This window comes from Arsukibacterium ikkense (assembly GCF_000987775.1).
GTDB lineage: Bacteria > Pseudomonadota > Gammaproteobacteria > Enterobacterales > Alteromonadaceae > Alishewanella > Alishewanella ikkense.
This window is the reverse complement of record NZ_LAHO01000007.1, coordinates 115,722-142,019: the sequence shown is the minus strand read 5'-3', so window position 1 is coordinate 142,019 and position 26,298 is coordinate 115,722. Positions and strand designations below refer to the sequence as shown.

At 50.4% G+C, this 26,298-nt stretch carries 23 protein-coding genes; 9 read left to right on the top strand and 14 right to left on the bottom strand.

The annotated features are described in order from the left end of the window. Nucleotides 1-5 precede the first annotated feature (5 nt). A complete protein-coding gene (locus WG68_RS08950) occupies nt 6-941 on the bottom strand; it encodes a sodium-dependent bicarbonate transport family permease (RefSeq protein WP_046557344.1) in 936 nt (311 codons plus the stop codon). Nucleotides 942-1,073: 132 nt separating this feature from the next. Here WG68_RS08950 and WG68_RS08945 point away from each other — a divergent pair, with 132 nt between their 5' ends. Next, nucleotides 1,074-2,024 (top strand): LysR family transcriptional regulator, encoded by a 951-nt coding sequence (locus WG68_RS08945; protein WP_200897564.1) that lies wholly within the window; start codon nt 1,074-1,076, stop codon nt 2,022-2,024. Nucleotides 2,025-2,030: 6 nt separating this feature from the next. Here WG68_RS08945 and WG68_RS08940 read toward each other — a convergent pair whose 3' ends face one another. The 4 genes from WG68_RS08940 to WG68_RS08925 all read right to left on the bottom strand — a co-directional run bounded on the left by WG68_RS08940 (nt 2,031) and on the right by WG68_RS08925 (nt 5,311). Beyond that, nucleotides 2,031-2,396, bottom strand: coding sequence for a hypothetical protein (locus WG68_RS08940; RefSeq protein ID WP_046557342.1), 366 nt, complete (start codon nt 2,394-2,396; stop codon nt 2,031-2,033). Further along, on the bottom strand, nt 2,393-2,740 hold the full coding sequence (locus WG68_RS08935) for a thiol-disulfide oxidoreductase DCC family protein (protein ID WP_235357705.1): 348 nt from the start codon (nt 2,738-2,740) through the stop codon (nt 2,393-2,395). Before WG68_RS08935 ends, WG68_RS08940 begins: the two co-directional genes overlap by 4 nt. Nucleotides 2,741-2,797: 57 nt before the next feature. Further along, the gene (locus tag WG68_RS08930) at nt 2,798-4,648 is read right to left on the bottom strand and encodes a M1 family metallopeptidase (protein ID WP_046557341.1); all 1,851 of its coding nucleotides are present in this window, start codon (nt 4,646-4,648) and stop codon (nt 2,798-2,800) included. Nucleotides 4,649-4,759: 111 nt separating this feature from the next. Next, on the bottom strand, nt 4,760-5,311 hold the full coding sequence (locus WG68_RS08925; protein WP_046557340.1) for a TetR family transcriptional regulator: 552 nt from the start codon (nt 5,309-5,311) through the stop codon (nt 4,760-4,762). 146 nt (nt 5,312-5,457) lie between these two features. Here WG68_RS08925 and selD point away from each other — a divergent pair, with 146 nt between their 5' ends. Both selD and mnmH read left to right on the top strand, forming a co-directional pair. Continuing rightward, nucleotides 5,458-6,498, top strand: coding sequence for a selenide, water dikinase SelD (gene selD, locus WG68_RS08920; RefSeq protein WP_046557339.1), 1,041 nt, complete (start codon nt 5,458-5,460; stop codon nt 6,496-6,498). An 11-nt stretch (nt 6,499-6,509) separates the two neighbouring features. Beyond that, nucleotides 6,510-7,610: a tRNA 2-selenouridine(34) synthase MnmH gene (gene mnmH / locus WG68_RS08915; protein ID WP_046557338.1), complete on the top strand. Its 1,101-nt coding sequence runs from the start codon at nt 6,510-6,512 to the stop codon at nt 7,608-7,610. Nucleotides 7,611-7,622: 12 nt separating this feature from the next. Here mnmH and WG68_RS08910 read toward each other — a convergent pair whose 3' ends face one another. Next, a complete protein-coding gene (locus WG68_RS08910) occupies nt 7,623-8,834 on the bottom strand; it encodes a methyl-accepting chemotaxis protein (RefSeq protein WP_046557337.1) in 1,212 nt (403 codons plus the stop codon). Between the two features lie 301 nt (nt 8,835-9,135). Between WG68_RS08910 and WG68_RS08905 the strand changes: the two genes are divergently transcribed. Next, a complete protein-coding gene (locus WG68_RS08905; protein ID WP_046557336.1) occupies nt 9,136-9,600 on the top strand; it encodes a hypothetical protein in 465 nt (154 codons plus the stop codon). A gap of 14 nt (nt 9,601-9,614) precedes the next feature. Here WG68_RS08905 and WG68_RS08900 read toward each other — a convergent pair whose 3' ends face one another. Further along, complete coding sequence (locus WG68_RS08900; protein ID WP_046557335.1) at nt 9,615-11,729, bottom strand: PAS domain-containing protein; 2,115 nt, start codon at nt 11,727-11,729, stop codon at nt 9,615-9,617. Nucleotides 11,730-11,848: 119 nt separating this feature from the next. Next, nucleotides 11,849-12,391, bottom strand: coding sequence for a hypothetical protein (locus WG68_RS08895; protein WP_046557334.1), 543 nt, complete (start codon nt 12,389-12,391; stop codon nt 11,849-11,851). A 309-nt stretch (nt 12,392-12,700) separates the two neighbouring features. Between WG68_RS08895 and WG68_RS08890 the strand changes: the two genes are divergently transcribed. From WG68_RS08890 to WG68_RS08880, 3 genes are all read left to right on the top strand, one after another. After that, nucleotides 12,701-13,540 carry an SPFH domain-containing protein gene (locus tag WG68_RS08890; RefSeq protein ID WP_083981840.1) on the top strand — a complete coding sequence of 280 codons (840 nt, stop codon included), beginning with the start codon at nt 12,701-12,703 and terminating at the stop codon, nt 13,538-13,540. A gap of 11 nt (nt 13,541-13,551) precedes the next feature. After that, nucleotides 13,552-13,770 (top strand): Arc family DNA-binding protein, encoded by a 219-nt coding sequence (locus WG68_RS08885; RefSeq protein ID WP_235357704.1) that lies wholly within the window; start codon nt 13,552-13,554, stop codon nt 13,768-13,770. A gap of 88 nt (nt 13,771-13,858) precedes the next feature. Beyond that, nucleotides 13,859-16,021, top strand: coding sequence for a tetratricopeptide repeat protein (locus WG68_RS08880; protein ID WP_083981839.1), 2,163 nt, complete (start codon nt 13,859-13,861; stop codon nt 16,019-16,021). Between the two features lie 64 nt (nt 16,022-16,085). Here WG68_RS08880 and WG68_RS08875 read toward each other — a convergent pair whose 3' ends face one another. The 3 genes from WG68_RS08875 to WG68_RS08865 form a co-directional block, all read right to left on the bottom strand. Next, a complete protein-coding gene (locus tag WG68_RS08875; protein ID WP_046557331.1) occupies nt 16,086-17,093 on the bottom strand; it encodes a hypothetical protein in 1,008 nt (335 codons plus the stop codon). Nucleotides 17,094-17,428: 335 nt separating this feature from the next. Next, nucleotides 17,429-20,695 (bottom strand): S41 family peptidase, encoded by a 3,267-nt coding sequence (locus WG68_RS08870; RefSeq protein ID WP_046557330.1) that lies wholly within the window; start codon nt 20,693-20,695, stop codon nt 17,429-17,431. 151 nt (nt 20,696-20,846) lie between these two features. Continuing rightward, the gene (locus WG68_RS08865; RefSeq protein WP_046557329.1) at nt 20,847-21,812 is read right to left on the bottom strand and encodes a calcium/sodium antiporter; all 966 of its coding nucleotides are present in this window, start codon (nt 21,810-21,812) and stop codon (nt 20,847-20,849) included. Between the two features lie 189 nt (nt 21,813-22,001). Between WG68_RS08865 and WG68_RS08860 the strand changes: the two genes are divergently transcribed. Next, nucleotides 22,002-22,901, top strand: coding sequence for a dienelactone hydrolase family protein (locus WG68_RS08860; RefSeq protein ID WP_046557328.1), 900 nt, complete (start codon nt 22,002-22,004; stop codon nt 22,899-22,901). Nucleotides 22,902-22,935: 34 nt separating this feature from the next. After that, nucleotides 22,936-23,676: a substrate-binding periplasmic protein gene (locus WG68_RS19090; RefSeq protein ID WP_052749024.1), complete on the top strand. Its 741-nt coding sequence runs from the start codon at nt 22,936-22,938 to the stop codon at nt 23,674-23,676. Between the two features lie 30 nt (nt 23,677-23,706). Here the strand turns inward: WG68_RS19090 and WG68_RS08850 are convergent, their stop codons facing one another. From WG68_RS08850 to ppnP, 3 genes are all read right to left on the bottom strand, one after another. Continuing rightward, a complete protein-coding gene (locus tag WG68_RS08850; protein WP_046557327.1) occupies nt 23,707-24,030 on the bottom strand; it encodes a TraR/DksA family transcriptional regulator in 324 nt (107 codons plus the stop codon). Between the two features lie 67 nt (nt 24,031-24,097). Beyond that, on the bottom strand, nt 24,098-25,900 hold the full coding sequence (locus WG68_RS08845) for an ABCB family ABC transporter ATP-binding protein/permease (RefSeq protein WP_046557326.1): 1,803 nt from the start codon (nt 25,898-25,900) through the stop codon (nt 24,098-24,100). A 33-nt stretch (nt 25,901-25,933) separates the two neighbouring features. Continuing rightward, on the bottom strand, nt 25,934-26,215 hold the full coding sequence (ppnP, locus tag WG68_RS08840; protein ID WP_046557325.1) for a pyrimidine/purine nucleoside phosphorylase: 282 nt from the start codon (nt 26,213-26,215) through the stop codon (nt 25,934-25,936). Between the last annotated feature and the right edge of the window lie 83 nt (nt 26,216-26,298).

The following is a 26,298-nucleotide window of genomic DNA, read 5'->3' as shown; positions in this document are numbered from 1 at the left end:
TTGCTTTACCCGGTAAGGGCGGTGATCCAGCTTAAGTACAGCGGCAGGCCAATCAGCACATTCAGCGGAAAGGTAATACCCAGCGCTGCCAGTAACGCCAAACCAATGTCAGCTTCGGGTATGGCGGCGCGAATGGCGGCCGGTGCCGCAATATAGGAAGCGCTGGCCATCAGTGCTGCCAGCACCAGAATACTGCCGCTGCTCAGCCCCAGTAGCAAGCCCAGGCCAATGCCCAGCCAGGCGAGCACCACAGGAGCAATCATGGCGAATAGCATCAGCCGCCATTGTTTTATTGGCAGCGGCGAACATACCTTGGCGGTACACAGGCCCATTTCCAGTAAAAACAAGGCCAGCAAAGTACTAAAGCCGCCCATTAATACCGGGGTAATGCCCGACAAACCCTGTTCGCCGTATAACCAGCCAATCAGCATGCCGCCACCTAGCAGCAATACACCGCGGCTGGTTAAGGCTTCATGCAAAATGGCCAGTGAGCTGGCTTTGCCACCGTTAATATAGCGGTATAACCATAACATGGTGACAATAGCCGGTAGTTCCAGCAGCACCAGATACAGCGTGGTTTGCGGTGCCATCGGTAAGTTGTGATGGATGGCCAGCGCCATCACCACGGCAAAGGTACCGGCACTAACCGAACCATAGTGCGCAGCCACACTGGCAGCATTAGCACTACTGAGCTTTACCAGCCGGCGCAGCAATGGATACAGCAGTAGCGGCAGCACGACGCCGGTGGCGGCAATTAGGCCAAGTTCGGGCAGTATCGGCAGCAGCGGCACACCATGCAGTGCCATACCGCCTTTTAAACCCAAGGTTAGCATCAGTAAAATAGACAGGGTTTCATAAATTGGCAGTGGAACTTTTAAATCCGATTTTACCAGGCCGGCTAACAAGCCCAGCGCAAAAAAGGCGATAACAACATCAGGCATGGTCATGCTCCGTTAATTTAACCCGCGCAGTGTGCCGAATAATATTTATATTGCCTAATTAATATTATCGCCGCCAACTATAGACTATTATCTATGGTTAATAGGTGTAGTGTTATAACGGGGTTTAACATAGTGGATGTGCGACTACTGAGTTTTCGCTTATTGCAGGTGTATATTAAAGTGGTGCAACTGGGCAATATTTCGGCCGCGGCGCGGGCGTTGCACCTGACACAGCCGACGGTATCATTGCAGCTAAAAAAACTGGCCGAAGTGGCAAAAGAGCCACTACTGCAACATAGTAGCCGGGCTGTGCACGGCAAAAGCCTGCTGCCGACGGCTGCAGGCCAGGCACTGTATCAGGCCGCTTGTGATGTACTAAGCCGTTTTGATGATTTAAACAGTGAGCTTAGCGAGCTAAATAGCGGCCGGCGCGGCAGCTTAAGTATTGCGGTGGTTAATACGGCCCAATATTTAATGCCAAGAATTCTCGGGCCGTTTTACCGCCAGTACCCGCAGCTTGAAGTGACCCTGCATATTGGTAACCGCGCGCAAATTCTTAGCCGTTTTGAACAGCAACAAGACGATATTTACCTGTTCAGCCACCCACCAAGTGGCGAGCATGTCAGCGCCATCCCGATAGTGAAAAACCCATTGCAACTTATTGCCCCATTAGACCACTGGGCTGCGGGCAAGCAACAGCTTAGCTTTAGCCAGCTAAAACACGAGCGGTTTTTATTGCGCGAGCCAGGCAGTGCCACCCGCATGATGTTTGAAGCCTGGCTCAGCAGCCAGGGCATAGAGCTTAGCCACAGTATGCAGATTGAGAGTAACGAAGCTATTCGCTTAAGTGTGGCGGCAGGGCTGGGCTTGTCGGTGATCTCGGGTCATACCCTGTTAGAGGGACGCGAAAAGCTCTCGGTGTTACAGGTTGACGGTTTCCCGCTGCATAGCCACTGGTATCTGGTACGCAACGCCGATAAACGCTTGTCGTATGCGGCGCAATCGCTTACCGGCTTTATCAGCTCGCATCTGGCTGACTGCATAGAGCCCGAATGGCTGCCAGAGCCTGTTGTATTATTTTGAACGCGCTTATGTCGTTGGGGTTGTTGCTGGCGGTGGATAAAGTAAGGCGATACGTTCCTGTTCGGTTAAAATACCAACCAGAATGGTGCGGCGGCGCAGTTTACACATGCGCTCGGCCTGATCCAGCAACTCGCGTCGAAATATTTCAGGCTGGTCAATACAGTCGAGAATACTATGCCAGTGAATATAAGCGCTGTGCCTGAGTTGGCCAGCCTGATAGCGTTGTTCCAGCACTTGGTAAAGATGGGTTAACGGGGTCGGGTCGGCCAGCAATTTATCGACCATTGCCAGGTGTAACCGCAAAATATGCTGGTCGGTTGCATCACGCGCTTTGGTTGTCGCTCGGTTATGCCTTGGCCTGCGTGGTCTCACAACGCACAGTCACCATCAGAGCACTTAGCCCGGCTGCGGGCCCAAATACCATAGGCTTTACTGGCCAGCCAATAGCACGGTGCCAGACGTAAAAACGCCACCAGTTTGCGATAGCCTGCAAGTTGCCAGTAATGCAAGCTGGCATCGATACCGATAATAAAATGATCCTGATCCCATAAGTGAATTTGCTGCATCATCGCGCCTTTGCTCACTCCGGCATAGCCGTTAAAGCCGCCGGTGCTGATATCAACCAGCTGCAGGTGCGGTGTCAGCTTTGGTGCCAGCGCGTTGATTTCGCGCTGACACAGCTTACAACTACCATCATAAAACAGTTTTTTCATCATCAGTTTCAGTTCGCCACCATAGCAATCAATACGGCGCCAGCTGCTTTTAGATCAATGTCAGTTATTAAGCAGGTCATCGACACTGCCCTGCGCCAGCGGGTGATAGCCTGGCCGCGCTTGCTGATATACCTTGCGGGCAAAGGCCAGGCCCTCTGGCGTTGTGGCCAGTTGCTTATACAGCGGAATAATCAGTTTGCGCCGGCCAATGCTGATTAAGTACTGCTCCAGTTGCGGCATTACCTGCTGATAACCCGTTTTCAGCGCCAGTAAATACCAGGCATGGGCAATTTCAGTATTGGTTGAGGTGGTTAGCGCAAAGCGATTATCAAGCGCCGTTAGCTGCGCCTCACTGATAGTCAGCGGCAGGTTATTGATAAAATACAGCCACTCATGCACTGTCCAGCTGGCGGTGGGCAGTGCGGCCAGTTCTGTTGCGCCGGCCAGCCAGCGGCTGGCGTGTTGCTGCACCTGATTAAAGGCATCTGATTGCGGCATCGGCGTGTTAGCGGGCAAACCAGGCTGATAAATCCAGGTTTTTGCCTGCTCAAGTGACACTATGCCCGGGTACTGTTGCAGCAGGTTTTTATCCAGATAGCTGACAAAGCGCTCGGTATCAATGCTTTGAAACGCATGGTCAGCAAAGTACTGCCGTACAAAAGGGTCAAACTTATCGCGGCCGAATTGCTGCTCCAGATACATTAAAAACAGCTGGCCTTTGGTGTAGGGCACGCCACTGAACGCATCGTCCGGATCGCGGCCCTGTAAATCGATATGCAAAATGCTGTCATTGGCGCTTAATACTGTCAGCTCTTGCTGTAAATCCTGCACCGCTAAGGCTTGCTCCATCACGGCGCGGTCGGTACCGAACACCTGCTCCATAATGCGGTTTTCAACATAAGAGGTAAACCCCTCATTTAGCCACAGATCGCGCCAGGTGGCGTTGGTCACCAGGTTGCCCGACCAGGAGTGCGCCAGTTCATGGGCAATCAGGTTTACCAGGCTGCCATCACCGGCGATCACGGTTGGGGTAATAAAGCTTAATACCGGGTTTTCCATGCCACCAAACGGAAAACTGGGCGGCAAAATGAGTAAATCGTAGCGGCCCCAGCGGTATTCGCCGTACAGCTGCTCGGTAGCATCGATCATCGCCTGAGTACTGGCAAACTCGGCTGCCGCAGCTTCTAATATATAAGGCTCGGCGTATACGCCGGTTTGCTCGCTCATTGCTTTAAATTGCAGATCGCCAGCAGCAATGGCAATTAAATAAGCCGGTATCGGTTGTGGCATATAAAACTGATAATCGCCATCACGGTCGGTAGTGGGGTCATTTGGCGCACTCATCAGTACCAATACCTTATCACTGGTTTGAATTCGGGCGCTGTAAGTCATTCGTACCGCGGGTGTATCCTGAATGGGCATCCAGCTGCGGCCATGAATAGCCTGATTCTGGCTAAACATAAAAGGGCTGGTTTTACCGGCTGTTTGTGCCGGGGTTAACCATTGTAAGCCTGAAGCCCCGGGTGCCGAGCGGTAATGAATACGCAGCATGTTTGGCTGAAATGCCGGGCTAATGCTCAGTTTGCTGCCCAGTACCGCATCACGTTTGGCCAGCTGAAAAGGGGCCGGTTGCCAGCTGCCGTTGGCGTGTTTGGCGTACACCCGTTCAATGGTTAAATCGCGGGTATCCAGCTGCACCCGGGTTTCATTGCTATCCAGCCAGTTTAACTGTAAATCGGCAAAGCCACTTAAGGTTTTCTGTTCAAAGTTGATGGCTAAATCCAGGTGCAGGTGGTTTACCGTGACCTGCTGATAATTGGCATAGGTATAGTGGTCGCGGCTACCGGCAGCACTGTGGCTGCTAACACTGGTTAGCAGCAGGCTACAGAGTATTATCAAACGGCTAAGCATAATGGTTCCTTAAAGTAAGTGATGCGTATCAGTGTAATGTGAATAGGTCGTCAGGCAAAGGGAGATATTGCCTGGTCAAGGCTGCTGCGCCGAGACAACCCAAGCCACAGTTTAGTGACATAAACCCAGCTTATTTAAGCTGGCAAGGGCCGCTTTTAGTCGTTTCAGGCTGGTGGTTTGTTCGGGCGAGGTGTCATAAAGCCAGCCAACAAAAATAGTGGTAAATAACCCGCTTAGTGCCAGCTCCTGGGCAATGCGCGCACCGCCACTGGCGTGCAGGCCGGCAAGTTCGCGCAACCATTGCACGGTGCGGCTAATCCGCAGCAGCGCTGCCGCTTGCAAATGAATATGGCCCGGCTCCAGCTTGTAATACAGCATTTGCCGGGTAAGTTGCTGGTAAGGCGCTAAGGCATTTAACCAGCTGCGAATGGCCCGCTCCAGCTTTTCGGCAGCACAGCTGCTACCAGCCAGTTCAGCGCTCAGCATTGCTTCGTCAGCCCGGTCAAACCAGGCATCGGCTAGCTCGTCTTTTTGCTGCACCACCTTTGCCAGTTGCGCCAGGCTGATATTCAGGCTGTTAGCCAGGGTGGTTAACTGTAAACCCTCCCAGCCGGTTTGCTCGGCCAGTAGCATGGCATGGTCGAGAAGTTGTCGTTTATTCATAGGCTGAAACCTTAGCGCCTGACGCAGTGGGTTATGGATAATCTTAAGTATAGTGGACCGGTATCCTGCCAATCGCCAAAAGATCCCTTGTTATTGCAAAAGGCTTTGGTTATGTTGGCGCTATTGTGTGTTTACCAAGAGTTATTATGTCTGATTTGTCTGCGATTAAACTCACTGAATTCAGCCACGGCGCCGGTTGTGGTTGTAAAATTTCACCGCAAGTACTGGATACTATTCTTAAAACCAATTCAAACTTTACTGACGGCAAATTACTGGTAGGCAATACCAGTAAAGACGATGCGGCGGCTTATGATTTGGGCGATGGCAGTGCATTGTTAAGTACCACCGACTTTTTTATGCCAATAGTCGACGATGCTTTTGATTTTGGCCGCATTGCCGCCACCAATGCCATTAGTGATATTTATGCCATGGGTGGTCAGCCACTGTTGGCCATTGCCATCCTGGGCTGGCCGGTCAGCAAGCTGCCGCCTGAATTAGCCCGGCAGGTGCTGGAAGGCGCGCGCCATACCTGTAAAGAAGCCGGCATTATGTTAGCTGGTGGCCATAGTATTGATGCGCCAGAGCCGATGTTTGGTTTAGCAGTAAGTGGTAGGGTAGCGATAAACCAGCTAAAACGGAACGACAGCGCCAAAGCCGGTGACCGGCTGTATTTAACCAAGCCATTAGGGGTGGGTATTTTAACTACCGCGCAAAAACAGAAAAAACTTAACGCTGAGCATGCCACCCTGGCGCGCGATACTATGGTGCAGTTAAATCGTATCGGGGTCGATATTGCCAGGCTGCAGGGGGTTAATGCCATGACCGACGTTACCGGTTTTGGCTTGCTGGGGCATTTACTGGAAATGTGTGAAGGCAGCGGTGTTGATGCACTACTGGATAACGCCGCCGTGCCGGTGCTGCCGCATGTAGCTGATTATATTGCTAAAGGCTGCATTCCCGGTGGCAGTGGCCGTAATTTTGCCAGCTATGGCGCTAAAGTATCACCACTAAGCCCTGAACAGCAGGCGCTGTTATGCGATCCACAAACCAGTGGTGGCTTATTACTGGCGGTTAGCCCAAAAGCAGAAGCCGTTTTTCGGGATTTAGCCCTGAGCTACGATTTAGTATTACAGCCGATTGGTGAGCTGACCCTGCCTGGTAACAGCCATCGTATTCGTGTGCGCTAACGGGAACCGTAATGGCCTCTGACTTACCGCTGGCAGACAACTACCAGCAGATATTGCGCCAGCAGCTGCCGTTGCTGGATTTACGCGCTCCTGCCGAGTTCAGCCGTGGTGCCTTTGCCGGCAGCATTAATTTACCGCTGATGAGTGATAGCGAGCGTGCCGCCATTGGCCTTTGTTATAAGCAGCAGGGCCAGCAGGCAGCCATTGCGCTTGGGCATAAGCTGGTACATGGGGAGCTGAAAGCCAGTCGGGTAGAGGCCTGGCGAGACTTTGCGCTGAGTCAGCCACAGGGCTTATTGTACTGCGCCCGCGGAGGCTTGCGCTCGCAAATTGCCCAGCAGTGGCTGGCTGAGGCCGGTGTGGTGTACCCCAGAGTGAAGGGCGGCTTTAAAGCGCTGCGTCAGGCGGCCATTGCCAGCATTGAACAGGCTGCTACGCGCCCCATGCTGTTACTGGCCGGGCCTACCGGCAGTGGCAAAACCCGCTTATTGCGCCAGTTACAAGCGGTAGATTTGGAAGCGCTGGCCAACCACCGGGGTTCGGCTTTTGGCCGTAAACTGGCGCCACAGCCAAGCCAGATCCGCTTTGAAAATGATTTAGCCGGTGCCTTATTGCGGGCAGAGCAGACGCCAGCACCTTATTTACTGCTGGAAGATGAAAGCCTATTAATTGGCCAGCGCAATATTCCGCATCTGTTTTATCAGGCCATGCAGCATAGCCCGCTACTGTTACTGGATGAGCCCTTAAGTGGCCGGATTGAGGTTATTCTGCAGGATTATATTGTCGATTTGCTGGCTGAAGCGACCAGCCTGCATGCTGAACAGGGCTTTGACCAGTTCAGCAACATGTTGCAACAGGCGATGGCTCGCATTCGTAAGCGTTTAGGTGGGGCGCTTTACAGCGAACTTAACGCCATGTTGTGCCAGGCATTAGACGTACAACAGCGCAGCGGTGATATCAGTTTACACCGCCGCTGGATAGCCCGGTTGTTAAGCGATTACTATGATCCTATGTACCAGTATCAGTTGAAAAAGCGCGGCCTGCCGGTGCTGCTGCAGGGCAATGCTACTGAGCTAAGCCAGTGGTGGCAGCAACAGACAGCGGCAAGTTAGCAACATCAGCTGTTAGCTACGGGCAAACCTACCCAATTGCTGCTGGGTGCGGGCGGTACCACTCAGTAAGTCTTTGGCTGCCTGCTCAATAGACGCCATCTGCTGGTGAGCGTCGCTGGTAACTTTTTCAATCGCACTTAAATGCTGATGCGTTTGCTGATAGCGTTGTTCCAGTTGCAAGACGGTCTGGCTGATATTCTGAATACCGCTTTTCGCCTGCTGCAGTTCCTGTTGTAATTTACTGAACTCGCCGCTGGTATCGGCAATTTGCTGTTGCGCTTGCTGCGCTTGCTGGTTCAGGCTTTGTGATTCGGTGCGGGTTTCACCCACCAGTTGCTCCATTTCATTTAAAAAACCGGAAATTTGTTTAGTGGCATCGTTTACCTTGGCTGCCAGGGTACGTACTTCGTCTGCTACCACGGCAAAACCGCGGCCGGCATCACCGGCACGGGCAGCCTCAATGGCGGCATTTAATGCCAGCAAGTTTGTCTGGTCGGAAAAGGTTTCTACCATCACCAGAATTTGCCGTACGTTTTCCGAGTTCTTATGCAGGCCGTTAATGGTGGTGCCAAAGGTGTCGAGCAGCTTAACGATGCCGGATAACTGGCCGTTTAATTGCTGCATCTGGCCACTGGCCACTTTGGCTTTATCAACGGCATGGCCGGATACCTGATTTACTTCATCGCCATGGCGGACAATTTCGGCCAGATTATCCAGTACCTGATCACTTTCGCGCCGGATTTGGCCGCTACGCTTTTCCGTATCCTGCAAGTGCTGGCGGGTGCTTTTTACGGCAGTGGAAACTTGCTCGTTAACCTGATGGGTTTCGTGTGCCTGTTGGTGTATATCGCCCAGTAACAGCCCCAGCTGGCTGACAAACTGGTTGTATTCTTCCGACAGGGTGCGAAATTCATCAAAGGTAAAAGCCGGCAACCGCAGCTTCAGGTCGGTACCTTTGCGATTGGTGTCGTGCAAGGCCGACACCAAGGCAGTAACGGGCCGCACAAATAAGTGATGCATATAACCGATAGTAAAAATAAAGGCACTAAGGCCCAATACCAGCAATGCCCACCAGCTGCCAGTCGCGCCACCTTGCGGGTAGGCCAGGTACAGTGCCAGCAAGAAGAAAATAGCCAGAAAACTGATATTACCAATAATTTTCCGGCTTAAAGTGCCAAAAAAAGTGCGTTCTATAAAAAGATAAAGAGAGGTAAAGCCGCTCATAAGGTTGTAAACCCTGCCAGGTTAAACTGAGTAAAATCAGCATAACACAGCATTTGCGGCGCCGCGACCTCGCTGCTTCGTGCTGGCTTGATCTGCAGCAAAGTCACATCTGATCCTAAGTACAGCATGGCCTGAACGTCGAATAGTACAAGCCTTTAATCTACCTGACATGCTCTGCAGCTGCGCCGTGAAGGGAGATTGGCGAGCTTTGCCCGGTTTTGCCCGCCACTGCTGCTGTTTTTTCTGTTGCGCGCAGGTACAGTTGCTACTGACGTAAAAGCAGCTAAGTGAAAGGTGAGTTATGCAAACTAAAACTAAAACTAATCTGATTTTGGGAACTGTTGGGATGATCCTGGGGTTTTCTGCTCTGGCGCATGATGAAGCCCTGGAATCAGGCTGGTGTCGGGGCGGTAGTATTACAGTGCTGGGAGAATTTATGCTGAAAGAGCCACTGTTGCAGCAGTTTAAGGGCGATTCGGGGCTGGTGTGCAGTCAGTTAAAAAGCTGTGGCCATTTCGATGATGACGATTACACTATTGCCCGTCGCACTGCAGAGGGGCTGTGTCAGGTTTTCAGTGAAAAGGAGCTGGCATATCGGCAGCAGAGCAGCGATGCCGGTACTGTACGGCCTATTTTTCACAGTCCTGCTGTGTTTAAAAATAGCGAAAGTGATCACCATGCCTTGTACCAGTTAACCTTGGGCATCCGGTTTTCTTGCGGCTATTGCCGGATGCCGGAGGTGATTGAGCCAATTCAGCGGCGCTAACTTAACGACAATAATTAAAGCAAGGATTGGGCTTTAATATAGGCAGTGACACTGTCCAGCTTGCTGGCCAGTTGTTGCTGGGTTGCTGCGGGCAGGTTGCACTGTGCCAGCACAAAGTGCGCTGTACGCAAAACTTCACGCCAGCGTGGATGTTTAGGCAGTGTTTTGACGGACAAGTAGCGATCCAGCGAACGGGTTCTGATGCGGCCATCATCTATCGAAACCCGCCAGATCCCGCTTTGCTCCGCCAGCTCAATCCGGCTGCTGTTGGTACTGTTTTCCCAGGCAGCCAGGCAACTAAGCAATAAATCAACCAGCATCTGTGAGAAACTCGCCTGGGGCATTAAGGCCGAATAAGGTAGGTTGGCAGGTTGTTGGGGATCAGATAGCACCAGCAGGGTCAGCGGTTCTTCACGCGTCAGCATAGTGACACTAAAATTAAGCTGATAGTGTTGCTGAGCCAACTGCAGGCTTTGCTGCTGCAGATATTCCTGCTCTACCGGCTCATCGTTATTCCACAATTGCCAGAAGCGGTCGTTTTGTGGCGGGATAAAATTGCTCAATAGCAAACCGTTAAAAGCCGAAGCAGGCAGGTCAAACAGGCGGCAACAGGCGTCATTAATAAATATTAGCTGTTGTTTATTGTTAAAAATCATGATGGCAAGATTTAGCTGGCCAAAGGCGGCTTTCAGAGAACTGTGGCTGGCACCAAGGTCGGCAAATTGGCGGGCATGCCAGGCCAGCTTGGCTTCGAGTTGCTGCCGCGCTAACTGACGCTTACGTTGCTGCCAGTACCATAGCAAAACCAACAGCAGCAACACCAGGCAACTTACGCTGAGTAGCACGAAGAACTGATTTCGCTGCACACTTATTTTCAGAGTTTTAATTTCATTATCTTTATGCAACAGGCCAATCGCTTTTTGCTGTTGTTCATATTCCAGCTGGCTACGTTGCTGAGCCAGCGCTTCGGCAAAGTTATACTGATACTGCTCCAGCTGGGTGTTGGTCAGCTGTTGTTGGTATTGCAACGCGCTTTGCCATTGACTAAAGGCAACGGCGTTCTCAACCAGTGCTTGCAGCAACCTCAACCTGATTGCTGTGGCCTGCTGCGCTGCTGCTAACTGCTGCCCCTGGCTTAGCATGGCTTCAGCCTGCTGGTAATGCCCTTGCTGTTGCAGTAGCCTGCCCAGTTGCAGTTTCAGCATCACTGACTGATCCGACGCTCCCAGTTGTAAGTCCAGTTGCTCTGCCTGTTGCAAAACGCTGGCCGCTGCAGCCATATTACTCTGGTTTAAAGCAACATCTGCCAATAACAGGGTCACGCGCAGTTCAGCATGCGGGTTGGCCGTGCTTTGAAAGTAAGCCAGCGTTTGTTGCAGTATGGCGATGGCTTTGTCACTGTTGTTCTGTTGCAGATAAACCAGCGCCAGTTCTTCCAGTGAATGGTTGGCCTGATCGCTGTGATTGTCCTGCTGATACAACTTGGCCGCCTGGCTAATATAGTGCTCTGCCTCTGACCAGTCGGCCAGTTTGCGAAACACGCTGCCAATGTTATTCAGGGTTACGGCCCGGCTGGATGCCGTGGCCTGATATTGTTCTTTTAATGCCAGACTTTGCCGATAATGGTCGATCGCCTCGGCATAGTGGGTCATGGCCAGATGTGCAGTACCCGCGTCTGACAATGTGATAGCCAGCAACAATGGTTTTTCGTTGCTACGTGCTGCTTGTACGGCTTGATTGAACAGGCGCAGCGCTTGCGGCCGTTGTCCCTGGCGGTAAGCCAGAATGCCCTGGCGGCGTAGCAGCTGAATTTGCTGTTCACTGGATAACATGTTCTGGTTTTGCTGCAGCGTTATCAGGAATTGGCTGGCCTGCTCAAACTGACTGCTATTGGTATAGAGCTCTGCCAGCTTCAGTGCCGTATCAGCCTGTGATGTGTTGCCTATATTGGGTTGATTTTCCGCTGACCAGGTTAACAGGGCCCGACATTGTGCTATTTGCTGCTGTGTATCCTGTTGCCGGGTATAACACAGGTTCGGAGTACTTTGGCCAAAGGCGGGGCTGATGCTAAGTAGCAGCGAAATACAGAGCAAACAAATAGGCAAGGTTGCCTGAAGCACAATATGCATTGATAACAACAACAAATAACAATTGCGTTACACTATACCAAGCATTTTATTAATTCAAGCAGATAGCAGCACAGATAATTTGCCATGTCTGGATCCAGACATGGCAATGTAACAAGCGTTTATTTTCTTGGTTTTCTGGGTTTATCTTCGTCTTCGTCGTTGTTAGGGTCGGTGATTTTCCAGTATGCCTCAATCGCTTCTAAGCCCCGCAGCGGTTCAAAGCTAATGCCTGATTCTGGCAGGCCAACCCTTTCCACTTCACGCACTGCTACCATAGGGGGAATGGTGTAGCATTTGTGTATTTTAAATTTCACCCCCTGACTGGTGAAATAATAACCGGGCCCCACCATATTGGTTAGTGAGTAAGGTGCGTAAGGTGTTACCTGCACAGTGCCTGAGCCTGGCACGGAGTAGCCGCCAAAACCACCACCGCCGCCAGCAAAGGTTGAGGCGTAGTTATTGGTTGCATGAAAGGTTTTATAAACCTCGGCATCGACTACGCCGGGAGGCACAGAGCCATAGAAGTTAGCCAGGATCTGGGCTTCGCTCCAGTTAACATCGGCGATTTGCACGATGGTGCCACCATGGCACCAGGGTACAGCCTGCACCGATAAAGATAACAAGGCACTGGCTGCCAGCGTGGATAATATAAGCTTTTTCATATAAATGTCCTTCGGTTAGGTCAATACATTCATGCCCGTTAGGCCATATCGCAACTGACGATATGCTCAGGGGTAATTCAACATAACCAGAGTAGTGCCTGAACCCAAGCAAACTGCAGGGCAAAACCGGCCGCGAGGATTTTGCCCGGTTTTGCCCCGCGACAGCGTCCAGTAAATAACACTTTGTGCTATTGGTGAGCTCTCGGCCGTTTAAAAAATCTGCTTTTTTTCTTGCCTTTCAAAAAATATCTATTAAAGTGATATCAAAATAATATCACTTTAAGAGGGTTTGTTATGTTGAAGGAACGAATGATTAACAGCAAAGGTGGTTTTGGCATGATTGGCGTGCTGTTTACATTGCAGTTGCTGATGGTAGCGGCTGTTGTGGTTATGCCTGGTGTGTTAAAAGCGGTATTTTTGTTAGGCGCCATTGTAGTATTGGTGTGCTGGTTTGGTTTTTATATGGTGCATCCGAACCAGTCGGCGGTGCTGCAGTTATTTGGCCGTTATGTCGGTACCGATTTAAACAATGGCTTACGCTGGTCTAACCCGTTATATAGCAAGCAGAAAGTGTCGCTTCGGGTGCGCAACTTTGAAAGCAGCAAAATGAAGGTGAACGACAGTGCCGGTAACCCGGTGGAAATTGCCGCGGTAGTGGTGTGGAAGGTGGTCGATAGCGCCGAAGCAGTATTTGAAGTCGATAATTACGAAAATTTTGTTAGCATTCAAAGTGAATCGGCAATTCGGCATTTAGCCTCAAGCTATGCGTATGATGCCGGCAATGACGAAGACATCAGCCTGCGTAGCAGTACCGATGATATTACTGAGTTATTAAAAAATGAAATTCAGGCACGGCTAAATAAAGCCGGGGTGCAGGTGCTGGAATCGCGGATCAGCCATCTGGCCTATGCGCAGGAAATTGCCAGCGCCATGCTGCAGCGCCAGCAGGCAGCAGCTATTGTCGCAGCGCGCCGGCAAATTGTTGAGGGCGCAGTTGGCATGGTGGAATCGGCGCTGGAGCAGTTATCAGCCCGCAATGTGGTAGAGCTGGACGACGAGCGTAAAGCCGCCATGGTGGGCAACTTGCTGGTGGTATTGTGTGGTGATCATCATGTGCAGCCGGTATTAAATACCGGTAGCTTGTACTAGCAGGCGGCTTTGTGGCGAAAAAAGCCTTTGCCTTACGGTTAGACGAAAAAATGCTCAGCGCCTTGCAGCGCTGGGCCGATGATGAGTTTCGCAGCGTTAACGGCCAGATAGAATATTTGCTACATGACGCCCTGCGTAAAGCCGGGCGCTTAGATAGCAAAAATAGCAACCAGACCAATACCGACACCGTTGCAAAGCGCGGGGCTCAACCTGAAACAAAAAACAGTTAGCAATATCAGCAATATCAAGCGCTATGGAATATAGCGCTTATGTCGACTATGCTTTTTATATTCGATACCGCTAAAGTCTACCCCTATTTTGAAAACCTTTATTAGTGAGCTAAAACGCCGCGCCGTGCTTAAATCAGTGCTGGTTTATGCGGGGCTAAGTTGGTTGCTGCTGCAAATTATCTCGGTGTTAACCAGTACCCTGGCGCTGAATCCATTGCTCGGTTCAGCGATTTTCGTGTTACTACTTTGCTGCCTGCCACTGGTTATTTATCTGGCCTGGTATTGTGATATCAGCTTTAGCGGTATTAAACGCACGGTAAGTGTTAATGAGCATGATAAGCCTGCCGCAGCGCCGGGTGGCAGGCAATGGGCCGGTTTGCTGCTGGTTATGCTGCTAAGTGGCTACTCAGGCGTTGAGTATTTTAGTGTGCTTAAGCAGCAGCTGGCAAAGCAACAGGCATTAACTGAAGCGAGCCAGGCCAGAACCAGCACTATTGCCGTGTTGCCATTTAGCGATAATAGCCCGGCGCAGGATCAGGGCTATTTAGCGCTGGGTTTAGCGGAAGAAATCACCAGTTTGCTCGGTAGCGCCGACAATTTTAAAGTATCGGCCTCGCGTTCCAGCCAGTTTTTAACTGAGCAAGGCTTAACAGCACAGCAGATAGGCCAGCGCTTGCAGGTTGATACTGTGCTGACCGGCAGTGTTAAGGCGTCAGGCGAGCGACTGAATGTGCGGGTGCAGCTGCTGGATGTGAAAAGCGGCAGCACCCTGTGGAGCAATAGCTATGCCCGTGAGTTAGCTGACGTGGCGAAGTTAGAACAGGATATTGGTCGCTCGGTGGTTAACCAGTTACAGGATAGCTACGCCGCCTCCGGCAGCTTTAACAATTTAGCCGGTACCCGCAGCGCCGATGCCTATGTGCTGTATTTAAAAGGCCGCGAGCAGTACCGCAAACAAACCACTGAGTCTATGCAGCAAGCCCGCCAGTTATTTGAACAAGCGGTGGCATTAGATCCTGAATATGCCAATGGCTATGTCGGGTTGGCCGATACCTTAGTGTTATTGGCAGAAGGGGGTCCAGGTGTAGCGGGTTTTGGAGTGATTAAAGCTGATCTAGCGGCCAGCTTAGCCCAACAAAATATTGATAAAGCGTTGGCTCGCCAGCCAGCGCTGGCTGAGGCACATGCGGTAAAAGGATTAGTTGCTTTTGTTACTAATGATTTTTCCACGGCAGTAATTGATTATGATAAAGCTATACAGTTGAATCCCAGTCTTGCTATTGCTTATATGTGGAAGTTTGTTGCATTGAATTCGTTGCAACGCTTTGAAGAGTCGTTATCGGCGTTGGAGAAGTCATACGAGCTGGACCCATTATTTCTAACCAGTAGTTATAACTTGGGAATTACCCTAACTAAGTTTGGTCGCTATAACGAAGCTGAAGCGATATTTCAGCAAATAAAAATTGATTATCCTGAATCAACGTTTTCCTACCAGGGTCTGGCAGATCTTTATTTTAGTCAGGGTGATCTGGTCGGTGCGATCCGCGAGGCTAGATTAGCGAGTCAGCTCTCGCCTGACAACCTGAGGCTTGCTCATAAAATGATTAGTCCGCTGTTAAATCTTGGGTTAGCGGACATTGTGAAGCAGATGGCAAACGACCCAGATTTGCAGAGTACGGTAGCGCTTTATCAACCGACACTATTTATTCTGGAAGAAAACTTAGTTGCGTTATTTGAGCAAATAGATTTTAAAGTGGCCGCTAATCCTGATGATTACTGGGTTCAGTTTGAAGCGAGCTGGTATCACTCGATGTATGGTGATAAGAGCAAAGCTTTGCAGTTGTTAACTGAGAAAGCTAGTCTGGTTGAACAGGCTGATATGTTTGGTATGCCGTATTGTTCACCTGCAATTGAAATTGCCTGGGCAGAACAAGAGTTGGGTAATGAGCAGAGTGCGCGTGATTTGATAGCTCATTGCAAAGAACTAATGACGGAGCAACTTCAATCCTCCGTAGTTTATTCAGAATTGTATTATCTTGCTGCGCGTATTAGCGCGCTGGAAGGTAATAAATCTCAAGCTAATGCGGCGTTGATGGCGGCCATAGATAAAGGCTGGCGGGAAGGGTGGACTAAATATGATCCGTTACTGGCAAGCCTGGCAAATAATCCGGAGTTTCAACAGTTAATCCAGTTTCTGGATCAGGATTTGGCCCGGCAAAAAGCTGAGGCCCAAAAGTTGTTTACTGAGTAGGGCCGCAAAAAAACAAAACAGGCTTTCACCTGTTTTGTTTTTTCATATCAGGGTTTAAAAAACATTAGCTTTGGGTTTTACGTTGTCTTCTTAAGCCCATAGTGAATAAGCCTGCTAAAAACAGCGCAATAGACGCCGGAGCATTAACCGGGGTAACCGGGCCGTCACTAGCTGGCAGAATACGCAGTATTTCACCATGAGAGAAGAACGACATCGTCGGGTCATTCACTTCTGAATCGTTTCTGTAAACATTGGTATAGCCACAGACTTCAATAAACTCATCAATGCCATCATCAGGATTGTCCGGGTCGAAGTCAGGGTTTGGTTTTACAATGCATTTTTGTTCAAATACTATTTCGTTGCCTGGCTGGGTGCTGGTCCAGAAAAACTGACCCTGGCTGGAAGATAAGCCGACAGAAACATAAGCCATATAATCACCCGGTTCAAAAGCCATGGTAGGTGGAGTATTTAAGGTGACCCAGCCGTTGTTAATGGTGCCATCGGGGGTAATCAGATTACCTGCAGTATTAATAGCACCGGGCAGGGAAACGCCATCAATTAACCAGTTAACGTTGTAGCTGACATCTGGCGTGTCAAAATACAGGCTGAAAAAGCCAAACATCGAAAGCGCATCACCCTGAGTAAACTCCCAGACACAAGGCTCACCGTATATTGCTAATTCTAACGCCGCCACCTCAGCATCAAATTGCGCTTCAGTAATCCGTTCATAACTTAATTCGGTTCGCCAATAATCAATTTCTTGTTCTAAATTATCTACATCGTCCTGGGTATAGCCTTTAATACAGTCGTTGGGCACGGCACCCAAACCCCTACCACCACCGCCAACGGCCCGCATAATGCTGTTCGCCGCAAAGGGGCTGTCAAAATTAAAGGCCGATTCAATAATCCCTACTTCATTTAAATACTGGTTATCGACATAGTAAAAAGCCTGTGAATAATTAAGGCTTAAATCGCCTCTGCCTCCTGACCTGATAAGCGTTGCCTCGGCAAACTGGGCAAACAAAAACAAGGCTAACAAGGGCAGGGTAAGCAGTTTTAGTGTTCTGGACATAGCTATTCCTTAATAAACCTATAAAACATGAGTGCTTTAGATGCCGACGGCTTAATGACAGCAACAGATAAGGGGCTTACTTATTAACGATGACTTTTTTATTGGGGGGCAGGTGGTTAATAACTAAGCAATTTTTAAACCAGAATAATAATAAGGTTTTTATACAAGTAGTTACTACTTTAGTTTGTGGGGGAAGCGTGAACTATGTAAAGGACTCTGACAGCTAATTGCGGTGAACTCGGTCTAAGGTGTTCGCCGTTGCGCCTTTATATTGTTGAAGATTCCAGCATAAAAAAACCGCTGCAAAGCAGCGGTTTTGCATGACATAGTGAGTATTACAAACCCAGCCTGGTCGGCATGGCCGGGGCCTGGCTGTGGTCTTTTGGCGGGTTGGCTTTCAGCTCGTTTAGCGTGTGCTCAATAGCGCGCTCTAACTGCACATCAATGCCTTTATTAACCGCTATCGGGTCCAGTTCTACTTCAATATCCGGCGCCACGCCTTCGTTTTCTACCCGCCATTCGCCATCTGGCGTATAGAAGCGGAAAAACGGCACTACGTGAAAACCACCATCGATCATTGGCGGGTTGGTTGAAATACCAATCAGGCCACCCCAGGTGCGGGTGCCAATGGTTTTACCTAAACCCAACCGCATAAATGACCAGGGCAGGAAATCGCCGCCTGAACCGGCGTCCTGATCAATCAGCATGGTTTTCGGGCCATAAATGCCTGCGCCAGGGGTGGTAAACACCAGGCCATCGCGGTCTTTCCAGCCGGATAAAAACGGCCGGCCGAGAATTTCGGTAATATAGTTCGCGGCCTGGCCGCCACCGTTTTTACGTTCATCCAGAATAACCGCCGGTTTATCGGTCTGGGCAAAGAACATGCGGTTAAAGAAGTAAAAACCACCGTCTGCAGTATTGGGCAGGTAAACATAGGCTACTTTGCCAGCAGTTTTGTCGTTAACCAGCTTACGGTTTTGCTCTACCCAGTGCCATAAGCGCAGCTGGCTGTCGTTGGCTACCGGCTCTACCGTAATATTACGACGGTTTTTGCCGCGGGCGTCGTCGCTAATGCTCAGCACTACCTGCTTGCCCTGGGTGTTATCCAGCAGAGCAAAAATGTTGTCACTGGCATTCAGATCCTGGCCATTAATGGCCAGCAAATAATCGCCGGCTTTAGCACTGGCGCCGGGTACATTTAGCGGTGCCTTTAAGAACGGGCTCCAGCGATCGCCCTGATACACCGTTTTAAACTGGTACTTGCCGTTGTTAATCACAAAATCAGCGCCCAGCAGGCCCACTTTACTGGCGGCTTCCTGATGCACATCGCCACCGCCAATCCGGTTATGACCCACCTGCAATTCAGCAATCATTTGCACCAGCACGTCGTTTAAATCTTCCCGGCGCTGCACATGCTTTAGCATCGGCTGGTATTTGTCATACACAGCCTGCCAGTTAATGCCGTGCATCTTGGCATCGTAGAAATACTCTTGCTGCATCCGCCAGGCATCATTAAATATTTGCTGCCACTCTTCGCTGGGGTTAACAAAGCTGCGTACGTCGGCCAGTGCCACTGCTTTGGCATCCGGCTTGGCTTTGGCGTCGCCAACTTCCAGCTTATTCGGCATGCTAATCAGCAACAGCTTTTTGCCATCGCTGCTCAGGTTATAACTGGCAATATCCTGCTTAACGCTTTCGGCCTTTTTCTCTTCAAAATCAAAACGGTATAAGGTAGCGCTATTGCGGCCATCGCTACCGGGTAGCTCATTGCTGCTGCCGGGCTGGTTGCGCTCCAGATAAAACAGCGCGCCGTCGTCGGCGACACTTAAATTATCGTAGTTACGCTCGGCGATGGGAAGGGCGACAATGCGGTTTTGCAAGCCAGTTAAATCCAGCTTAACTGCTTTAACTGCCGGTTTTACCTCGTCTTTGGCTTTTTTATCGTCTTTGCTCGCTGCGGGTTTAGCGGGTTCATCACCGCTTTTCGGTAACAGCGGTGATTTACCATCGCTGGCCAGCACATAAGCATAAATGGCTTTACGTACCGGCCGCTCGCGGGTGGATAAATCCAGGCCAACTTGTGACGGGCCGGTATTCACCGAAGCGGTGAAGTACAGGTAATCCTGAGTAAACACCGGGTTGTCTGCCTCACTCATGCCATCGGTGATCAGGCTGGTTTTGTTGCTCTGAAAATCAAACAACTTAATCTGGCTGAAATAGTTAGCGCCAGATACCGTATAGGCCAGATAACGGCTGTCGGGTGAGAATGATACATTAAACTGCGTGCGTCGCTCTGATGTATCGAGCTGCTGGCTGCGCTTGGTTTTTAAATTAAATGCATACAGGTTTAAGTGGTTATCGTGATAAGCAATAACATTGCCGTCGGGCGAAAAGCTTAGCAGGTTAAAATAACCGCTGTCGGCTAAGGCAAATACCTCTGGCTGGCTCAAACCGTCCTGGCTTTGTAATACCAACTGATGCTTATTGCCAGCATCAGAAATATAAGCCACTTTGCTGCCATCCGGGCTCCACAAGCCGTCAAATTCCCGCACGCCGCTGCTTTGGGTCAGGTTGCGGGTAGTGCCATCTTTTACCGGTACGGTGAAAATGTCGCCGCGGGCACTGACAACCACCCGCTGGCCGGTCGTGGATAAGCGGGCACTGGTCAGGGTTTTACTGGCATCTTTCCATTGCGGTCTTTGCTGGGCTGACTGCGTTGTGATGTTAATTGTGATCGGCTTACTCTGGCCGCTGCTAACGTCAAACTGATGCAAAAAACCACCCGCTTCATAGACAATGCTGTTGCCATGGCCGGCAGCACTGCGTAAGTCCCAGTCAGTATTGTTCGTAAGCTGGCTAACCTGTTTATCACTGTAGCGAAACAGGTTTACTGCAGTGTTATCCCGATCAGAGAGAAAATACACCGTGTCACCCAGCCAGAACGGGTTAAATTCATTGGCATTAGGGTGGGGGATTTTCTCCAGTTGCTGCTTTTCTAAATCGATAATCCATACTGGTGGCGTGCTGCCTCCCCGGTGTAAGCGCCAGCCGCTGGCACCGCTGTACGCCATATTATTGGGCCGGTACGCCAGCTTTTTACCATCGGCGGATAAATCGCCTTCAAATGCCACCGCTTCCATTAATTTGCTGGGGTAGCCGCCGTCAATACTGATTTGATACAACTGGTTACTGCGGCTATTAGCAATTTCCCGGTTTGAGGCAAACAGCACGCTTTTGCCGTCCGGGCTCCAGCCATTGACGGTGTCGGCGCCCGGGTGAAAGGTTAGCCGGGTAGCGGGGCCGCCTGTGACTGGCATCACATACACATCAGTGTTGTTGTCATAGCTGGCGGAAAAGGCCAGCCAGTTGCCGTCGGGTGAGAATTTTGGCGCAAATTCGCTGGCCGGGTGGCTGGTAAGCTGGCGCGGGTTTTGGCCGTTGCGGTCGGTTAACCAGATATCACCGCCGTAGACAAAAGCCAGATGGTTGGCAGAAATGTCGGGCTGTTGCAGCAGGCGGGTGCCACTGGTAGCGTTAACGGCTAAGCTGGATAGCCCGAGGCCAACGCAGCACAGCAAAGCCAGTTGTTTGGGTTTAAACATGAATGTCCCCTGGATTGTTATTTTGATTTATAGGTACTAACGGTGTTAAGTAATAGCACAGGTAGTGGCATCCTTCGCCAAAAAACTGTAAGCAGAGTTTTCTGTGCGACTAATGTAATACAAAAGCCGCACAGAGATAGGTGAGGCGGTGTTAGAACGCCGTACTGATTAAATAGCCGGTGTAACCAAAAAATATTGCCAGCAGCAGGGCGCCTTCCAGCCGGTTGATCCGGCCTGCCTTTTTAATACCAATACCCAGCACTAACAGCGCCACGGTTAAGCCAAACATTAAGGTCCAGTCGCGACTAAGTACAATTGCATCAACGGCCATCGGCTCTATTAAGGCAGCAATACCCACTACCGCCAGGGTGTTAAACAGGTTGGAGCCAATAATATTGCCCAGCGCAATATCGTGTTCGCCCTTTTTAATTGCCATTAAAGATGAGGCCAGCTCTGGCAAGGATGTACCAATAGCCACCACGGTTAAGCCGATCACTAAATCGCTGACGCCCAGCCCCTGAGCAATATACACAGCGCCATATACCAAAAAACGGGAAGCAATAATAAGCAATACCAGGCCTAGCAGCAGCCAGATTAATGCTTGTTTTAAGGTCATGCTGTTGCTGCTTAGTTCGGTGTCGACATCAGCTGCCAGCGCATCTTGTGGGTTGCGCATGCCCTGCCAGACTGACCAGGCCATTACCGCGGCAAACACAGCAAGTAAGCACCAGGCATCGAACCGGCTGAGCTGATGATCAAACAGCTGCCAGCCGGCAAACAAAGTAATGGCCAGTAATAAGGGGAGCTCTTTTTTAATAACTTGCGAGTGGACATTAATCGGGCTGAGCAAGGCCACCAAGCCAATAATCAGGGCAATATTGGTAATGTTAGAGCCGTAAGCATTACCCAGTGCCAACGCCGGGTTACCATCAGCGGCGGCCATGGCTGATACCACCATTTCCGGGGCTGAGGTACCAAACCCCACTACCAGCATACCAATCAGCAGAGGTGGCATACCAGCAAAGCGGGCTGCAGCCGCGGCGCCATCAACAAAGCGATCGGCGCTCCAGACCAGTAAAGCCAGGCCGAAAATTAATGCTAACACCGCCAGTAACATAAGCTTATTCCATCTGGGTTTGTGTTAGTTAGCATATCAGTTGCAATGTACTTTGCCATTGGCCCAAACTGATTAAGCGAACTATTTTTTTAGCCGTTATACTAAACCCTGTGTAAATTATCAGCGTACGACTTGTCAGACATTTTTTGCTGGCTTTTTCTGCCACTGCTGCCCCGGGAAACATAACTGATGACCAAGCGTAAAACAGCTGCACCTGTTGCTATTCCAGCCAAGGCTTACGAGCTATACGATAAGTATGCCCATGGTATGTTAAACCGTCGTGATTTTCTAACCGCCATTGCCGGGCTGGCAGCAGGTACCGCTACTGCAGCAACTATTCTGGGCGGCTTAATGCCCAATTATGCTCTGGCGGCACAGATTTCCTTTAACGACCCTGACATTACTGCCCGCTACCAGACGTTCCCCGCGCCAGAAGGGCATGGTGAAGGGCGCGGCTATCTGGTGATGCCAGCTAAGGCTGAAGCCAGGTTACCTGTGGTACTGGTGATCCACGAGAACCGCGGTTTAAACCCCTATATTGAAGATGTAGCGCGCCGTCTGGCTAAAGCCGGCTTTATTGCCTTTGCCCCTGATGCACTGTGGCCGTTAGGCGGCTACCCGGGCAATGATGACGAAGGCCGGCAAATGCAACGTAGTATGGATAGCCAGAAAATTATTGCCGATTTAAAAGCTGCAACCCGTTGGTTAAAACAACTGGAGGCAGGGAGTGGCAAGTTAGGGGTGGTCGGCTTTTGCTTTGGCGGTGCTATGACCGGTTTGCTGGCGGCCGAGTTACCTGAGCTGGTGGATGCCGGCGTGCCATTTTATGGCTCGCCACCGCCAGCAGATAAAATTGCCAATATTAAAGCACCGTTACTGGTGCAGTTAGGCGAGCTGGATACCCGGGTAAATGAGATGTGGCCGGCAGCTGAAGCCTTGATGACACAGCATCAGGTGCCATACCAGATGCACCGTTACCCGGATTCGCATCACGGTTTTCATAACGATTCCACTGCCCGCTACAACAAAGAAACTGCCGAACTGGCCTGGCAGCGTACCATTGATTTCTTTAGGCTGCATTTAAGCTAAGCTTAGACGTGAATTCAGTTGTTTGGATAGAGTTATGTGCAAGTACAGGGTGCTGTCGTTGCTGGTGTTACTGCCCTGCCTGGCGTTACAGGCAAATAGTATTAGAGTGGTAACAGAATACCGAAGTTACTATCAGCTGCAGCAAACCGATGGTAGTTTGGGCGGTTATGCCACTGAAGTCGTGCTGGCGTTGTTTGCTTTAACCGGTGATACGCCACAAATTGAGGTAAACCCCTGGGGCCGCAGCTTTTACGAAGCCGCAAATAATAATAACGTGCTTATCTACTCCATGGCGTATAGCCCGGAGCGTGCTGAGCTGTTTGATTGTGTGGCCACCCTGGATAACGAAGAGTTATATTTCTGGGCGCTGCAGGACAACATTAAACAACCGCTGCACACACTTGATGATTTACGGCGATATCATATTGCGGTCAGTATAAAGTCAAACCCTGATCAGTATTTAACGGCGCAGGGACTGAGCCGGCTGATGCGAACGGCTACCCCTGAATATGCGTTAGATATGTTATACAAACAGCGGGTTGATTTGGTGATCAGTGTCGAAAAATCACTGCTGAACAGGGCAGAAAGGCTTGGTTACGATGTAAACCAACTAACAAAAGTTTTTAAGCTGCCAGAGCTGAATCACCCGCTGTGCGTCGCATTTAACCTTAAGTCTGACAGCGGGCTGCGCGAACGCTATCGCCAGGCGTTTGCTACCTTGCAACAAAACGGTACCCTGACCCAAATTAGACAGCGCTGGCAGTTAGATAACTAATTTAGCTAACGGCGCTATACCAGTGTGGAGCTATACCGGCGTATTGGCACAGCTGATACATAACGTGGTGAAGGGCACTGCATTTAATCGCGCTATGCCAATGTCTTCGCCACACTTACTGCAGTGCAGGTAGTCGCCATGTTCCATCCGCTGCAGCGCGGTATTGATTTGTTGCAACTCTGTCGCTGCATTGTGCTCCAGGCTGTTTAACACCTGCTCGTTTTCCCGCTCAGCTGCTTGCTCGGCCGAGTCGGCGCTGCGTCCCTGTTGAAAATCATGATGAATTGCATTGAGTTGGCGTTCCAACTGCATTTTTTGCACTAATAATTTATGTTTTAGTTGTTGTAGCGGCATACTGAACCCCTTTTTTTCTCGTCACTTTAAGCATAGACGGCTTTTAGCATTCAGGGGTTGATCTGGCTCATGTCTGCTGTTGTTGCTGTAATTGCCACATTCTGGCGTATTCACCCTCGCGGGCAATCAGTTGCTGATGATTCCCCTGTTCGGCCAGCATACCGTCTTTAAGTACAATAATATTGTCGGCATCGGTAATGGTCGATAAACGGTGGGCAATCACCAGGCTGGTGTGGTTGCGGGCCACTTCGCGCATGGCGTGTAAAATGGCCTGCTCGGAACTGGAATCCAGCGCTGAGGTGGCTTCGTCAAACACCAGAATGGGCGATTTTTTTAAAATAGCCCGCGCTATGGCAATGCGTTGCTTCTCGCCGCCCGACACTTTTAAACCGCGCTCGCCCACCAGGGTGGCATCGCCTTGCGGCAGACTGTCGATAAAACTGCGAAGATGCGCCAGTTTGATGGCCTGGTCTACTTCTGTGGCACTGGCGTCTGGGTTGCCGTATTGAATATTGTCACGGATGCTGCTGTTAAACAGCACCGTGTCTTGCGGCACTATGGCGATAGCCTGGCGCAAACTGTCCAGTGTAACGTTACTGATATCCTGGCCATCGACGGTAATTCGGCCGTTGTTTAGTGGGTAAAACCGATATAACAAGCGAGCCAGGGTGCTTTTGCCGGCGCCACTGGCCCCGACAATGGCCACTTTACTGCCGGCGGGCACCTCAAAACTGAGGCCCTTTAAAATGGGCCGGTTGGGCTGATAGCCAAACTGCACCTGGTGAAATTGCACTGTGCCTTGTTGCACATTTAGCACAGTGGCGTTGGGGTTATCAGCAATAGCTGGTTTCCGGCTCAGCAGCCCGAGCATATTCTCTAAATCGGTCAGCGCCCGGCGAATTTCCCGGTAAACAAAGCCTAAAAAATTCAGTGGTAAAAACAGCTGGATCATATAGGCATTTACCATCACCAGCTGCCCCAGGCTGATATTGCCGGCTCTTACTTCTGCTGCAGCCAGCCACATCAGGCTGGTAATGGCAGCAGCAATGATCAATGCCTGGCCGGAGTTAAGCGCCAGCAGGCTTAGCCGGTTTTTCAGCCGTGCTTGCTCCCAGTTGGCGAGAAAACCATCATAAATCCGCGCCTCATAGGCTTCATTATTAAAGTATTTTACCGTTTCATAATTCAGCAGGCTATCGACTGCCCGGCTGTTGGTGGTGTTGTCGGCTTGATTAGCTTCACGGATAAATTTATTGCGCCATTCGGTGACCGCCACGGTAAAAAAGATATACAGCCCGACAGCTATCACGGTAATAACGGCATACAGTGGTGAAAATAACAGGCTGAAAATAATGGCCACGGCCAGAATTTCAAACAGCGTAGGCACAATGTTAAACATTAAAAAGCGCAGTAAGAAGCTGAGGCCATTGCTGCCACGCTCAATATCGCGACTAATGCCGCCGGTTTGCCGGTCCAGATGAAAAGCCAGCTCCAGGCTATGCAGATGCTTAAATACTTTTAAACCAATCTGGCGCATAGCATGCTCGGTTACCCGGCCAAACAGGGCATCGCGCAGTTCACCAAAAAATACCGAAGCAAAGCGCAGACCGCCGTAAAGGAGTAGTAAGGCAGCGGGCAACACAAGCAGCGCACTAACATTGCTATCCAGGGCGTCAATAATCTCTTTTAACGCCCAGGGCATCAAAAGGGTTGCGCCCTTGGCGGCGATTAGTGCCAGCACTGCCAGCAACACCCGGCCTTTAAACGCCATTAAATATGGCCAGAGCGTGCGCACGGTCTGGCCCAACTTTAATGCCTCGGGTCGTTTTTGCGGTTCAGGTTGTTTAGCTGTGCTACGCATACCGCGCATGGGCTGCTCTTAATCAGGGATATCTATTGGCTATTATGCATAAGTACAGAGGTAAGCGGTATCCTGCTTTACCTTAACCTGAAATTTAACATTGGCGGCAACCTGAAAATGCTGGCCGCTACTAAAGGTTTGCCAGTCTGTTTTGCCTGGCAGTAACACGGTTAAGGCGCCACTGATCACTGTCATAACTTCATGCTGGCTGGTGCCAAACTCATACTCGCCCGGCGCCATTACACCAACGGTAGCGGGTAACTGTTCGCCAGCGAAGGCAATAGAGGCAACCTTGCCATCAAAATACTGATTAACGTTAAACATGTAGTACTCCTTGCTTACTATGGATTGATAAATTTGTCGGGCTGGACACTTATGTCATAGTAAACCTGAAAACGAGCGCTTTG

Coding starts and splice junctions, on each gene's coding strand:
- WG68_RS08950 (WP_046557344.1), bottom strand. CDS start 941: ATGCCTGATGTTGTTATCGCCTTTTTTGCGCTGGGCTTGTTAGCCGGC.
- WG68_RS08935 (WP_235357705.1), bottom strand. CDS start 2,740: ATGATGAAAAAACTGTTTTATGATGGTAGTTGTAAGCTGTGTCAGCGC.
- WG68_RS08930 (WP_046557341.1), bottom strand. CDS start 4,648: ATGCTTAGCCGTTTGATAATACTCTGTAGCCTGCTGCTAACCAGTGTT.
- WG68_RS08925 (WP_046557340.1), bottom strand. CDS start 5,311: ATGAATAAACGACAACTTCTCGACCATGCCATGCTACTGGCCGAGCAA.
- selD (WP_046557339.1), top strand. CDS start 5,458: ATGTCTGATTTGTCTGCGATTAAACTCACTGAATTCAGCCACGGCGCC.
- mnmH (WP_046557338.1), top strand. CDS start 6,510: ATGGCCTCTGACTTACCGCTGGCAGACAACTACCAGCAGATATTGCGC.
- WG68_RS08910 (WP_046557337.1), bottom strand. CDS start 8,834: ATGAGCGGCTTTACCTCTCTTTATCTTTTTATAGAACGCACTTTTTTT.
- WG68_RS08905 (WP_046557336.1), top strand. CDS start 9,136: ATGCAAACTAAAACTAAAACTAATCTGATTTTGGGAACTGTTGGGATG.
- WG68_RS08900 (WP_046557335.1), bottom strand. CDS start 11,729: ATGCATATTGTGCTTCAGGCAACCTTGCCTATTTGTTTGCTCTGTATT.
- WG68_RS08895 (WP_046557334.1), bottom strand. CDS start 12,391: ATGAAAAAGCTTATATTATCCACGCTGGCAGCCAGTGCCTTGTTATCT.
- WG68_RS08890 (WP_083981840.1), top strand. CDS start 12,701: ATGATTAACAGCAAAGGTGGTTTTGGCATGATTGGCGTGCTGTTTACA.
- WG68_RS08875 (WP_046557331.1), bottom strand. CDS start 17,093: ATGTCCAGAACACTAAAACTGCTTACCCTGCCCTTGTTAGCCTTGTTT.
- WG68_RS08870 (WP_046557330.1), bottom strand. CDS start 20,695: ATGTTTAAACCCAAACAACTGGCTTTGCTGTGCTGCGTTGGCCTCGGG.
- WG68_RS08865 (WP_046557329.1), bottom strand. CDS start 21,812: ATGTTACTGGCGGTGTTAGCATTAATTTTCGGCCTGGCTTTACTGGTC.
- WG68_RS08860 (WP_046557328.1), top strand. CDS start 22,002: ATGACCAAGCGTAAAACAGCTGCACCTGTTGCTATTCCAGCCAAGGCT.
- WG68_RS19090 (WP_052749024.1), top strand. CDS start 22,936: ATGTGCAAGTACAGGGTGCTGTCGTTGCTGGTGTTACTGCCCTGCCTG.
- WG68_RS08850 (WP_046557327.1), bottom strand. CDS start 24,030: ATGCCGCTACAACAACTAAAACATAAATTATTAGTGCAAAAAATGCAG.
- WG68_RS08845 (WP_046557326.1), bottom strand. CDS start 25,900: ATGCGCGGTATGCGTAGCACAGCTAAACAACCTGAACCGCAAAAACGA.
- ppnP (WP_046557325.1), bottom strand. CDS start 26,215: ATGTTTAACGTTAATCAGTATTTTGATGGCAAGGTTGCCTCTATTGCC.